Annotated in this window: 10 protein-coding genes and 1 tRNA gene; 4 read left to right on the top strand and 7 right to left on the bottom strand. The window is 69.6% G+C overall.

The window, feature by feature from the left end; genetic code table 11:
* Positions 1 to 73 precede the first annotated feature (73 nt).
* Positions 74 to 544: a hypothetical protein gene (locus ACESMY_RS08990; protein ID WP_372784227.1), complete on the top strand. Its 471-nt coding sequence runs from the start codon at positions 74 to 76 to the stop codon at positions 542 to 544.
* Between the two features lie 9 nt (positions 545 to 553).
* Here the strand turns inward: ACESMY_RS08990 and ACESMY_RS08985 are convergent, their stop codons facing one another.
* The 3 genes from ACESMY_RS08985 to ACESMY_RS08975 form a co-directional block, all read right to left on the bottom strand.
* Positions 554 to 1,246, bottom strand: a complete 693-nt coding sequence (locus ACESMY_RS08985; RefSeq protein ID WP_372784226.1) for an SDR family oxidoreductase — start codon at positions 1,244 to 1,246, stop codon at positions 554 to 556.
* Positions 1,247 to 1,258: 12 nt separating this feature from the next.
* Positions 1,259 to 2,431, bottom strand: a complete 1,173-nt coding sequence (locus tag ACESMY_RS08980) for an acetyl-CoA C-acetyltransferase (protein ID WP_372784225.1) — start codon at positions 2,429 to 2,431, stop codon at positions 1,259 to 1,261.
* Between the two features lie 100 nt (positions 2,432 to 2,531).
* Positions 2,532 to 3,029: a GAF domain-containing protein gene (locus ACESMY_RS08975; protein ID WP_372784224.1), complete on the bottom strand. Its 498-nt coding sequence runs from the start codon at positions 3,027 to 3,029 to the stop codon at positions 2,532 to 2,534.
* Positions 3,030 to 3,114: 85 nt separating this feature from the next.
* Here ACESMY_RS08975 and ACESMY_RS08970 point away from each other — a divergent pair, with 85 nt between their 5' ends.
* Together ACESMY_RS08970 and ACESMY_RS08965 are read left to right on the top strand one after the other, a co-directional pair.
* Positions 3,115 to 5,166, top strand: a complete 2,052-nt coding sequence (locus tag ACESMY_RS08970) for a prolyl oligopeptidase family serine peptidase (RefSeq protein ID WP_372784223.1) — start codon at positions 3,115 to 3,117, stop codon at positions 5,164 to 5,166.
* Positions 5,163 to 6,701, top strand: coding sequence for a M28 family peptidase (locus ACESMY_RS08965; protein WP_372784222.1), 1,539 nt, complete (start codon positions 5,163 to 5,165; stop codon positions 6,699 to 6,701). The genes ACESMY_RS08970 and ACESMY_RS08965 overlap by 4 nt, the downstream gene beginning before the upstream one ends.
* 6 nt (positions 6,702 to 6,707) lie before the next feature.
* Here ACESMY_RS08965 and ACESMY_RS08960 read toward each other — a convergent pair whose 3' ends face one another.
* From ACESMY_RS08960 to ACESMY_RS08945, 4 genes are all read right to left on the bottom strand, one after another.
* A complete protein-coding gene (locus tag ACESMY_RS08960; RefSeq protein WP_372784221.1) occupies positions 6,708 to 8,513 on the bottom strand; it encodes an ATP-binding protein in 1,806 nt (601 codons plus the stop codon).
* A 68-nt stretch (positions 8,514 to 8,581) separates the two neighbouring features.
* The gene (locus tag ACESMY_RS08955; RefSeq protein ID WP_372784220.1) at positions 8,582 to 9,925 is read right to left on the bottom strand and encodes a 2-hydroxycarboxylate transporter family protein; all 1,344 of its coding nucleotides are present in this window, start codon (positions 9,923 to 9,925) and stop codon (positions 8,582 to 8,584) included.
* A gap of 36 nt (positions 9,926 to 9,961) precedes the next feature.
* Positions 9,962 to 10,037, bottom strand: a tRNA-Ile gene (locus ACESMY_RS08950).
* Between the two features lie 52 nt (positions 10,038 to 10,089).
* Positions 10,090 to 10,554 (bottom strand): hypothetical protein, encoded by a 465-nt coding sequence (locus ACESMY_RS08945; RefSeq protein ID WP_372784219.1) that lies wholly within the window; start codon positions 10,552 to 10,554, stop codon positions 10,090 to 10,092.
* A gap of 115 nt (positions 10,555 to 10,669) precedes the next feature.
* On the opposite strand from ACESMY_RS08945, the gene ACESMY_RS08940 reads away from it, so the two are divergent.
* Positions 10,670 to 11,920 (top strand): serine hydrolase domain-containing protein, encoded by a 1,251-nt coding sequence (locus ACESMY_RS08940; RefSeq protein ID WP_372784218.1) that lies wholly within the window; start codon positions 10,670 to 10,672, stop codon positions 11,918 to 11,920.
* Position 11,921: the final 1 nt, after the last annotated feature.

The raw sequence follows: 11,921 nt of genomic DNA, 5'->3' as shown, positions 1-11,921 counted from the left end.
TGTCGATTCCTCGGCCTTCCGGACGTCTGACCATCGACTGTCGCCAACTCCGGCCGACAGCGGAGGATTTTGGATGACCCCACGCATCAGCCGCCGGGCCTGCTTCGGCGCGGCCCTGGCCTTCGCATCGGCGTCGCGGGCGCGCGCGGCCGGGGCGACCGCGTCGCTTGGCGATCGCGCCCATTTTCTCGCCAAACCCGAATATCGCGAGGCGCTGGTCGCCTGCTTTTCCCAGGTGCTGGGATGCGGCCCGGCGACGGTGCTGCCGACCCACGACCCCGCCGGCCCGGTTCTGGCGTTCAGATTTCCGGGCGGAGGGTCGGTGAGCGTGCAATTCACCGATGGCGCGCTCGACGAAGCCCTGGCCCGCCGCGGCGCCTGGCTGGAGCTCAGGTGCGCCGATCCCGTGGCTTTGGAGGCCGCGGTGCTGAAGGCCGGCTTGCCGCAGATTCACTACGCGGCGACGACGACCTTCTATTTCGCGGTCCCCGGCGGTCAGGTGTTCGGCGTCGCCCGCTCGGACCGCCCCGACCTCGCCTCTTAGCGGACGGGGCTAGACCCGTCCCGTTACCGGGATCAGCGCGCCGGTGACCGCGCGGGCCTCTTCGCTGGCCAGGAACAGCATCACCGCGGCCAGGTCCGCCGGCTGGACCCAGGCGGAGAAGTCGGCCTTGGGAAGGTCGGCGCGATTGGCAGGCGTGTCGAGGATCGAAGGAAGCACCGCATTGACGGTGACGCCATCGGCCTTCAGCTCTTCGGAGAGCGCCTGGGTCAGGCTGTGGACGCCGGCCTTGGAGGCCGCGTAGGCGCCCATGCCGAGCCCGGCCTTGAGCGCTCCGTTGGCGCCCACATTGACGATGCGGCCGGCGGCGCTGCGCTTGAGGTAGGGAATCGCCGCGCGGCTGGCGTTGGCCGCAGTCTGCACGTTCATCAGGAACAGGCGGTGCCAGGTTTCCCAGCCGCCGCCCTCATGCGTCTCCCATTTGAAGCCGCCCGCGACATTGACCAGCGTGTCGATCCCACCGAAGCGCTCCGCCACCGCATCGATCGCGGCGCCGGCGGCGATGGCGTCGGTCAGGTCGACGCCGCCCACGAACAGCACGTCGGGCCCCGAGGGTCCGTCCGTGGCCGGCGCCTTGGCGAAATCGATCAGTCCGAGGCGGGCGCCCTGCTCCGCCGCGGCCTTGGCGACCGCGGCGCCCAGGATGCCGGACGCGCCGGTGATGGCGAAGACGCGTCCGGCCATGGCGAGGGTCCCTTAGAGCCGCTCGACGATGGTGACGTTGGCCATGCCGCCGCCTTCGCACATGGTCTGCAGGCCGTACTTCTTGCCGCGGGCCTTCAGCGCATAGAGCAGCGTCGTCATCAGCTTGGTGCCAGAGGCGCCCAGCGGGTGGCCGAGCGCGATGGCGCCGCCGTTGACGTTCAGCCGCTCAGGATCGGCGCCGGTCTTCTGCAGCCAGGCCACCGGCACCGAGGCGAAGGCCTCGTTCACTTCGAAGAGGTCGATGTCGTCGATCGACATGCCGGCCCGCTTCAGCGCGCGCTCGGTTGCCGGGATCGGAGCTTCCAGCATGATCACCGGGTCGTGGCCCAGCAGCGACAGGTGGTGGATGCGGGCCATCGGCGTGAGGTTGTGCTCCTTCAGCGCCTTCTCCGAGACGATCATCACGCCCGACGCGCCGTCGCAGATCTGGCTGGAGGTGGCCGCGGTGATCTGGCCGCCTTCCTGCAGCAGCTTCACGGCGCGCATGCCCTCGATGCTGACGTCGTAGCGGATGCCCTCGTCACTGTCGTGGCGGACGACATTGCCTTCCTTGTCGAGGCCGTCGATGGCGACGATCTCGTCCTTGAAGGCCCCGCCCTGGGTCGCGGCGATGGCGCGCTGGTGGGAGTGGTAGCCGAACTCGTCGAGCTGATCCTTGGTCAGGCCGTACTTGGCGGCCACCATCTCGGCGCCCATGAACTGGCTGAACTGGATGTTGGGATAGCGTTCCTCCATCCGCGGGCTCTTGGGAACGCCATAGCCCTCCTTGGCCGGCAGCACCACCGACAGGCCCATGGGCACCCGCGTCATGCTCTCGACGCCCGAGGCGATGACGATGTCCATGGTGCCGCTCATGATCGCCTGCGCCGCGAACTGCAGGGCCTGCTGGGAGGAGCCGCACTGACGGTCGACCGAGGTGGCGGGCACGCTCTCCGGCAGCTTGGAGGCCAGCACGGCGTTGCGGGCGATGTTGGTGGACTGTTCGCCCACCTGCATGACGCAGCCCATGACCACGTCCTCGACGGCGGCCGGATCGACGCCGGTGCGGTCCATCAGCTCGTTCAGCGCCACGGCGGCCAGGTCCGCCGGATGCCAACCGCGGACCCGTCCGCCCTTGCGTCCGCCGGCGGTCCGCGTCGCAGCTACGATATAGGCTTCGGCCATGGCCGTGCTCCCCTTGAAAACCGGTGCGCTCCTTGGCGCGTCAAAACGACTGTATGAAGGCGCCGCTGGGTAAAACAAGGCCACGCGCCCCGGCGGTCATCTAGTGCGCGAAGCTGTCCTGTAGGATCCGCTCGAGCCATTCCGCGTCAAGCCGATCGAAGGCGGCGGGCGTCTCGGAATCCACGTCGAACACGGCGATCAGCCGGCCCTCGGCGTCGACGACGGGGACGACGATCTCGCTCACCGAGCGGCTGTCGCAGGAGATGTGGCCCGGAAAGACGTTCACGTCCTCGACCACCTGGGTCTGGCGGCTGCGCGCGGCGGTCCCGCAGACTCCCTGGCCGAAGGCGATCCGCAGGCACCCGAGCGTGCCCTGGTAGGGGCCCACGACCAGCTCCTCGCGCTTGTCGGTGTCGACCACGTAGAAGCCGGTCCAGTAGTAGTGGTCGAAGCTCGCGGCCAGCATGGCGGCGACCGTGGTCATCCGCGCGATCAGGTTGGGCTCACCCTCGAGCACCGCGCCGATCTCCTGGGCGACCGCCGCATAGCGCTCGGCCTTGGCGGCGGGCAGGGAGATTTCGTTGAACGCTTCGGCCATGGGACGCCATGTAGCGGTCTCGGGCGCGCTGGACAAACCCCTACGGCGCAGCCTTTCTAGGCGCCTTCAGTTTCGGGGAGCTTCCATGCGTCTTGCCTTGCTCGTTTCCGCGCTCGCGATCTCGTGCGCGGCGCCTTCGTTCTCGCCGGCTCAGGCCCAGGTGGCCGAGGGTCCGTCGAGGACCTTCCAGGGCCGCGACATCTTCGGGATCCGCACCGCCGGCGACCCGCAGGTCCGGCCCGACGGCGGCGCGATCGCCTATGTGCGCACGACCCAGGACATCATGATCGATAACGGCCGGCCCTCGATCTGGCTGGTCGATCCGGTGACCGGCGTCCAGACGCCGCTGGTGGTGGATGACGCCGCGAACTTCGCGCCGCGTTGGTCGCCGGACGGGACGCGGCTCGCCTACGTCGTGGCGGGTCCCGGCGGGCCGCAGATCTATGTGCGCTGGATGGCCGCCGGCCGCTCGGCCAAGGTCGCGACGCTGGAACAGTCGCCCAACGAGATCGCCTGGTCGCCGGACGGCAAGACCCTGGTCTTCACCATGCTGACGCTCGACGAGGGCCGGCCGCTCGGCGCGCCGCTCGCCAAGCCGCCAGGCGCCAAATGGGCCGATCCGATCAAGGTCATCGACCGGGTCAGTTACCGGGCGGACGGCGCGGGCTATCTGAAGCCCGGCTTCCGCCACCTGTTCGCGGTCTCCGCCGACGGCGGCCAGCCGCGCCAGCTCACCTTCGGCCGCTTTGACGATGGCGGCCCGATCAGCTTCATGCCGGACGGCAAGTCGGTGCTCTTCGCCTCCAGCCGGGCGGCCAACTGGGAGCGCGACCCGCAGGAGAGCGAGATCTATTCCGCCTCCCTGAGCGACGGGACCCTGACCCAGCTCACCCACCGCGTCGGCCCCGACCAGGCGCCGGCCGCCTCGCCGGACGGCTCGAAGATCGCCTACGTCGGTTTCGATGACGCCCGCCACCGCGGCTACGAGAACCAGCGGCTCTACGTCATGGACCGCGACGGCAAGAACAGCCGCGTCGTCACCGGCAACTTCGACAACAGCGTCGGCGCGCCGGTCTGGGCCGCGGACAGCAAGAGCCTCTACGTCCAGTACACCGAGAAGGGCGTGACCAAGGTCGCCCGCGTCGGCCTCGACGGGAAGATGGAGACGCTGGCGAGCGGCCTCGTGCCGTCCGACCTCGACCGGCCCTATACCGGCGGCGACTTCTCGGTGGGCAAGACCGGCCTGGTGGCCGTCACCGTGGGCGACGCGGCCTCGCCGGCCGATCTGGCCGTCGTGCGCGGCGGCAAGACCCAGCGGCTGACCCGGCTCAACGACGACCTCTTCGCCGGCAAGGCGCTGGCGAAGGTCGAGCATGTGTCCGTGGTCTCGTCCTTCGACAAGAAGCCGCTCGACGCCTGGATCGCCACCCCGCCCAACTTCGACCCGTCGAAGAAGTATCCGCTGATCCTGGAGATCCATGGCGGGCCGTTCGCGGCCTATGGCCCGGTCTTCTCGACCGACGTCCAGCAGTACGCCGCGGCGGGCTATGTGGTGGTCTACGGCAACCCGCGCGGCTCGACCTCCTACGGCGACGAATTCGCCAACACCATCGACCGCAACTACCCGAGCCACGACTACGACGACCTGATGAGCATGGTCGACGCCGCCATCGCTAAGGGCTCCGTCGACCCCGGCCACCTCTATGTGACCGGCGGCTCGGGCGGCGGGGCGCTGACCGCCTGGATCGTCGGCAAGACCGACCGCTTCAAGGCCGCCGCGACCCAGAAGCCGGTGATCAACTGGACGAGCGAGGTGCTGACCACGGACGGCTACAACTTCATGGCCGCCTACTGGTTCGGCAAGATGCCGTGGGAAGACCCGCAGGGCTATTGGGCCCGCTCACCGCTGTCGCTGGTGGGCAATGTGAAGACCCCGACCCTGGTCGTCGTCGGGGAGGAAGACCACCGCACCCCGCCCTCGGAGGCTGAGCAGTATTATGACGCGCTGTCGCTGCGCGGCGTGCCCACGGCGCTGATCCGCGTGCCGGGCGCCTCGCACCATGGCCTCGCCGAGCGGCCCTCGCAGTCGGCGGCCAAGGCGCGCGCGATCCTCGCCTGGTTCGACAAGTACAAGTGAGGCTGCGCCCTGCCCTCACCGCCCTCCTCCTCGCCGCCCTGGCCGCCGGCGGGGCCTGGGCCGCGCCGCGCTCGGCGGGGATCGAGGATCCCGACACCAAGGCCTGGTGGCAGATCGCCGAGGCGCTCTCGTCCGACGCCATGGAAGGCCGCGACATCGGCTCGCCCGGCCATCACCGCGCGGCCCTGGTGGTCGCGGCGCGCTTCAAGGCGGCGGGACTGAAACCCGCAGGGGACAACGGGACATTCTTCCAGACCTTCCCCGTCCACGAGAGCCGGGTGGAAAAGGAGGGCACGAGCTTCCTGGTCGTATGGCCGGCCCTCGATGACAACCTGACCCACCTGGCGTTCCTGCACCAGATCACGGTGCGGCCGACCGATGAGCTCCCAGGGCGCCTCGACGCTCCCATGACGTTCCGCGGATACTGTGGTCCATCGAACCTCGCCGAAGCCAAGGGCAAGATCGTCGTCTGCTTCAACACCAAGCGCGCCGGCCTGCCGAGCGCCCGCGAGCGCATCGAGGCGGCCGCGGGCGCGGGGGCGGCGGGCCTGATCCAGGTCGACGATCCCTATTTCACCATCGAGCCGCCGCGCTGGCCGGCCGCGTATGCACGCACGGTGACCATCGCCGGATCGCCGCCTCCCGCAGCCCCGAACCTGCCGGTGATGACGCTCAGCGCCGAGGCATTCAAGGCGCTCGTCGCCAACTCCGGCCAGGATGCCGGCAAAATCCTGAAGCTGGGCGGGGACAAACAACCCCTGCCGGCCTTCGACCTGCACAACCGCCTTGTGGCCAACTTCCACCTCAGCAAGCGCGACTATAGGGCCCAGAACGTCATGGCGGTCCTGCCCGGCGCCGACGCGAAGCTGGCAGGCGAGCACCTGGTGCTCTCCGCACACCTCGACGGCTACGGCTTCGGCGAGCCGGTGAACGGCGACGGGCTCTATAACGGCGCGCTCGACGACGCGGCCTATGTGGGCACGCTGATCCGCTTCGCCGACAAGCACAAAGGCAAGCCGTTGCGCCGCAGCGTGGTCTTCGCGGCCTTCACGGGCGAGGAGAAGGGCCTCCTGGGCGCCCACTGGTTCGTGGACCATCCGACCGTGCCCAAGGCTGCCATCGTCGCCGATATCAACCTCGACCAGCTCCGGCCGCTGTTCCCGCTGGATATCCTGACGGAGCTGGCGGTCGATGACAGCACGCTTGGCCGCACGGCGCGCGCGGTGGCCGCGACCATGGCCATCCGCATCCAGAACGATCCGGAGCCGGAGCGCGGCCTACTGCAGCGCGCCGACCATTGGCCGTTCATGCAGGCCGGCATTCCCGCCACGGGATTCATCTTCGGCTACGAGCCCGGGGCCGAGGCGGAGCGGCGCTATCGCGAGTGGTATCAGGTCCGCTACCACCGTCCGCAGGACGACCTGACCCAGCCGATGGACTTCGAGGCCGCGGGCAAGTTCAACCGCTTCTTCTACAAGCTCGCGGAGAGCGTGGCGGACGCCGACGTCAGGCCGGCGTGGACACCGGCTCGATGAGCTGAGCTAGGCGACCTCGGCCTTCACACCGCCGCCGGGCTTGACCTGCGGCGGGGCCGCGGCGCGGGTCAGGGTCTCGAAGAGTTCGACGGCCTGGATCGGCTTGGCGACGTGGCCGTCCATGCCACCCAGGATGTACTGCTCGACCTGGTGCGACATGGCGTTGGCAGTCAGCGCTACGATCGGCGTGCGCGGGCGGCCGGTGTCGGCCTCGCGGTTGCGGATCTGGGCGGTGGCGGTCAGGCCGTCCATCACCGGCATCTGGATGTCCATCAGGATGACGTCCCACTCGCCGCTCTCCCAGGCCTCGACGGCCTGCTGGCCGTTGTCGACGACGTGGGGGTCGACGCCCATCTGGTGCAACAGGGTCTTCAGCACCAGCTGGTTGACGGCGTTGTCCTCGGCGGCCAGCACCCGCAGCGCGATATCCGGCGTCTCCGTCGGCGCCTCGATGACGCAGGCGACGGCGGCCTTCTCCTCGCCCATCCAGGGCAGGGGGGCCCGCAGCGTGAACTTCGAGCCCAGGCCGAGCTCGCTCTCGACGCTGATCTCGCCGGCCATCAGCTGGGCGAGCTCGCGGCAGATGGCGAGGCCGAGCCCGGTGCCGCCGAAGCGGCGGGTGGTCGATGAGTCCAGCTGGTCGAACTTGGCGAACAGCCTGGAGAGGCTCTCGGGCGGAATGCCGACGCCGGTGTCGGCGACAGAGAGCTCCAGGATCTCGCCCCTGCGCACGGCCGTGACACGGATCTCGCCCTGCTCGGTGAACTTCAGTGCGTTGGAGATCAGGTTGTAGAGGATCTGGCGCAGCCGCGTCGGATCGCCGAGATAGCGGCCGCGGGCCGGCTCGATGTCGAGCGCGAAGGAGAGGCCCTTCTTGTTGGCGAGCGCCGTGAAGGCCGAATAGGCGCCGCGGGCGACGTCGGCCAGCTCGAATTCCAGCTGCTCCAGCTCCAGCTTGCCGGCCTCGATCTTGGAGAGGTCCAACACGTCGTTGAGGATCGCCAGCAGGGCCTCGCCGGAGCGGTGGACGACCGACAACCGGTCGCGTTGGCGGTCGGAGAGCTCGTCGCCGGCCATGGCCTGGGCCATGCCGAGCACCCCGTTCAGCGGCGTGCGGATCTCGTGGCTCATCGTGGCCAGGAAGGTCGACTTGGCGGCGTTGGCGGACTCTGCGGCGAGTTCGCCCTGCTGGGCGCGCTGGCGCGCCTGGCGCAGCGCGGTTCGCGACCGGTCGAGCAGGCGGCGCGACAGGAAGAAGAAATTGATCAGGCTGACCGCCGAGGCGATGACGGTGACGATCACCGCCGGCGGCCAACCGGCCGCGGCGCCGGCGTCCCAGGCGACGTAGGCGAGCGCGACGACATAGGGGACCAGCAGCAGGCGGAAGACCGTCAGGTCGGCGTAGTACTGCAACAGCACATAGGCCGCGCCGATGAACACGGTGACCATGGCGAAGGCGCGCGGAACGTCGCCGCCGTGGCGCCAGAGCGCGACCGCCGCCACCGACTGGAGCGCGCTGGCCATGAAGCTGCTGGCGGAGATCGCCACCGTCAGCGCCCGCCCCCAGGGCGTCCCCTTGTGCCGCGCGGCCGCATCCATGGCGACCGCGGACGCCCAGAGGTTGGCCCAGACGCAACAGGACCAGGCCAGCGCCCAGCCCCAGCCAAGGTAACAGCCGGCCACCGCGGCCACCGAGGCGGCGCTGATCAGCCGGGGCAGGAGGTTGCGCATGGAGGCCGCATAGAGGCCCAGGCCCGACGACTGTGCCGTCGGAATCGCATCCCCTCGCGTGCTGCCGGCGGTTTCGCTCAACAGCCTTCCCCCTTTTCGTTGGCCCATGTTCGTCGATCCGAGTTAACCGTACGTCAAACTGGGCGTATTCACCCCCGCAGGCGGGCGAAGAGGATCAGCGTCAGGGTGACCATGATCGCACCGCCGATGCGGGTGGCGATCTGGGCGAAGGGCATCAGTTGCATGCGGTTGGCGGCGGTCAGGATCGCCACGTCGCCGGTGCCGCCCTGGCCTGAATGGCAGGCGTTGACGATGGCCGTATCGATCGGGAAGAGCCGGACGAATCTCGCGGTCAGGAAACCCGTCCCCATCAGCGTCGCGACAGTGGCCACGATGGTCGCGATAGTCGGCAGGTTGAAGGCGCCCATCAGCTTCTCCCACGGGGTCTTGGCCACGCCGATGGCGAAGAGCAGCGGATAGGTCACGCAGGCCGAGAAGAACTGGAAGTTGGCGAAGGCGCCGCGCTCCAGCCGTGGCGAGGCCACCCGCCCGAACTTCATGGCCACGGCCAGCGCCAGCATCACCACCGGCCCCGGCCAGCCCCAGAGCTTCTGGGTGAGCGCCCCGACCAGGTAGAGCGTCACCGCCATGACCAGGGCCGCGCCGACGTCGGCGGGCGTGACCTCCTGGCGCGTGGGATGCTCGCCGGTCAGGCGGACGTCGTGCTCGCCGGGCTGCAGCCGGCCTTCGCCGGTCAGGTGCGGCAAGCGCTTGCCGAGCGCGTTCAGCACGCCGGCGAACAGGATCGCCGTCAGGCTGCCCAGCATCACCGCCGGCAGCACCTCGGCGAAGAGCTCACCCTGCGGCTGGTGCGAGACCTGGGCGTAGCCGACGGTGAGCGGGATGGCGCCCTCCCCCACCCCGCCGGCCATGATCGGGGCCACGACCTTGAAGAAGGTGTGCTTGAGGCCGAGGCCCAGCGCCGTTCCCATCGCGCAGCCGACGCCTGTGGCGGCCACCGAACCCACCGCCAGCGGTACGAAGATCTTGGCGAAACCGGCGATCAGCACGCGCCGATCCATGCCCAGGATCGAGCCCACGATGATCGCGGCGATGAACAGGTAGAGGAAGTTCGAGTTGTCGGTGAAGGCTGAGATCGACTTGACCAGCGCCGCCGGCAGGACGTGCGCATAGACCAGATAGGACGGCAGGAAGGTCGCCAGGATCGCCGCCAGGCCGAGGGTCTTCAGGCCCGGCGTGCGCTTGCCGATCTCGGCGCAGGCGAAGCCGCCGACCGCCAGGACCAGGATGTTCATCAGGATATCGGACGGCGGCGCGCCCAGCCACACGAAGGCCGCCACGACCGCGACCCCGACCACCGCCACGGGGACCGGCACGACGCCGATCCGCAGGTCCATGATCCGCCACCAGGCCGCGGCCGCCGCGGGGGGCTCCGCCGGCGCGTTCGGGGCATCCCCGGCGGTCTTGGCCATGCGGCGCGTCCTCCCCGACCCTGCCCAAAGCGGCGCTGGTGGGCCCGGCAGGACTCGAACCTGCAACCAGACCGTTATGAGCGGCCGGCTCTAACCATTGAGCTACAGGCCCCAGCAGCGACGCGTCCGTCGCCGGTAGCACGGGCCGAGGGGCCCTTAAAGCGCTAGAGCCCCACGTCGTGGAAGGACTTGGCGAGGCGGTCAGCCATCATCCGGCCAGGGAAGGCGCGGTCGCCCTCCATCACCGCGGCGTAGACCAGGCCCTTGCCCGGGATAGGGCCCGCGGCCCAGCCGACGCCCCGCGAGGCGTCGGCCGTCGAGCTACAGCTCAAGGTGCGCGGCTGGCCGTCCTTCAGCGTGGCGTTCAGGAGCTGCTCGAGGGTCTGCTGCCCAGCGCCGGGGCCAGCACAGGACGGCAGGGCCCGGGCGCAGGCGGTATGGGTGTTGTAGCGATAGACCAGCTTGCCGCTCACCTGCTCGGCGATCAGCAGGCAGGACGCCGGGTCGCCGATGGCGCGTGAGACCGCCGCGTCCAGCTGGTCCTTGTCGACCCCCTTCGGCGCGCCGGGTGAGCAGGCGCCGAGCGCCAGGAGCGCGAGGCTGATTGCGGCGGTGCGACGATGGGCCATCGCCTCCCAATACGCAGGAAGCGTCGGCGGTTCAACGCGCGCGCTTGACGCCGCTCGCCGTCGCCTGCGCTATTGCTGAGTGAACGCCGATAACAGGCGAGAGGGAGCACGATCCATGGACGGCGATCAGGCGAGCGGCGGTTTCCTCCAGGCGGGGCTCGCGCAGATCCCACCGGCCCTGCAGGCGGTGGCGGACGCGGGCGACCTGTCGGGCTTCGTCACGCTGGTGTGGCGCAAGGGCGAGATCGCCCAGATCAACACCATCGGCCAGCGCGACGTCGAGGCTGGGGCGCCGATGACGCGGGACACGCTCTTCCGCATCGCCTCCATGACCAAGCCGATCACCTCCATCGCGGCCCTGATGCTGCTGGAGGAAGGGAAGCTCCGGCTTGAGGACCCGATCACCAAATGGCTGCCGGAATTCGCCGGCATGCAGGTGCTGAAGGACGCCGCGGGCCCCATCGAGGACACCTATCCGGCGCCCCGCGAGATCACGGTCGAAGACCTGATGACCCATCGGGCGGGCCTCGCCTATGCCTTCACCTCGGTCGGGCCGATCGCCCAGGCGCACGAGGACGCGCTGGGGCCGCCGCTCGGCACGCCGCTGACCCCGGACCAGTGGTTGAAGGCGCTGGGCGGCCTGCCGCTCAGCTATCCGCCCGGCGAGCGGTTCCACTACAGCCACGCGACCGAGGTGCTGGGCTTCCTGGTGGCGCGGATCGAGGGCAAGCCCCTGGGCCAGGTCTTGAAGGACCGCATCTTCTCGCCCCTCGGCATGCACGACACCGACTTCTGGTGCCCGCCGGAGAAACGCGGCCGGATGGCCAAGCTCTACCGGATCGACCCGCAGACCGACCGGCTGCAGGACGTCTCCTTCCCGCACGTGGACAGCCAGCCCGCCTTCGAGGCCGGCGGCGGCGGCCTGATCTCGACCGCCGACGACTATCTGAAGTTCGCCCGCATGATGCTGGGCAGGGGCGAGGTCGACGGCGTGCGGCTGGTCAAGGCCGAGACGGTCGAGATGATGGCCGCCAACCGGCTCACCGACGCGCAGCGGCAGATCCCGTTCATGGGCATCCCCTTTTGGCTGGGCCAGGGGTTCGGCCTCGGCCTCTCGGTGATTACCGATCCGGAAAAACAGGCCTGGATGGGCGCGGGCTCCGAGGGCGCGTTCGGCTGGCCGGGCGCATTCGGCACCTGGTGGCAGGCCGACCCGGCCGAGGACATGGTGATGATCTACCTGATCCAGAATTCCATGCCGCTGGGCCCCGACGCCGCCGCGCAGCTGGCCACCGGCCAGCGGATGGGCGGACGCGCCGCCCTGCCGGTCTTCCAGAAGCTGGTCTACGGCGCGCTCGGCAAGTAGC

It is taken from the genome of Phenylobacterium sp. (genome assembly GCF_041691455.1).
In the GTDB taxonomy this organism is placed as follows: Bacteria; Pseudomonadota; Alphaproteobacteria; order Caulobacterales; family Caulobacteraceae; genus Phenylobacterium.
Note: the sequence above shows the minus strand (reverse complement) of the source record. Positions and strands in the feature narration are given on the sequence as shown.

Coding starts and splice junctions, on each gene's coding strand:
- ACESMY_RS08990 (WP_372784227.1), top strand. CDS start 74: ATGACCCCACGCATCAGCCGCCGGGCCTGCTTCGGCGCGGCCCTGGCC.
- ACESMY_RS08970 (WP_372784223.1), top strand. CDS start 3,115: ATGCGTCTTGCCTTGCTCGTTTCCGCGCTCGCGATCTCGTGCGCGGCG.
- ACESMY_RS08980 (WP_372784225.1), bottom strand. CDS start 2,431: ATGGCCGAAGCCTATATCGTAGCTGCGACGCGGACCGCCGGCGGACGC.
- ACESMY_RS08945 (WP_372784219.1), bottom strand. CDS start 10,554: ATGGCCCATCGTCGCACCGCCGCAATCAGCCTCGCGCTCCTGGCGCTC.
- ACESMY_RS08975 (WP_372784224.1), bottom strand. CDS start 3,029: ATGGCCGAAGCGTTCAACGAAATCTCCCTGCCCGCCGCCAAGGCCGAG.
- ACESMY_RS08955 (WP_372784220.1), bottom strand. CDS start 9,925: ATGGCCAAGACCGCCGGGGATGCCCCGAACGCGCCGGCGGAGCCCCCC.
- ACESMY_RS08940 (WP_372784218.1), top strand. CDS start 10,670: ATGGACGGCGATCAGGCGAGCGGCGGTTTCCTCCAGGCGGGGCTCGCG.
- ACESMY_RS08985 (WP_372784226.1), bottom strand. CDS start 1,246: ATGGCCGGACGCGTCTTCGCCATCACCGGCGCGTCCGGCATCCTGGGC.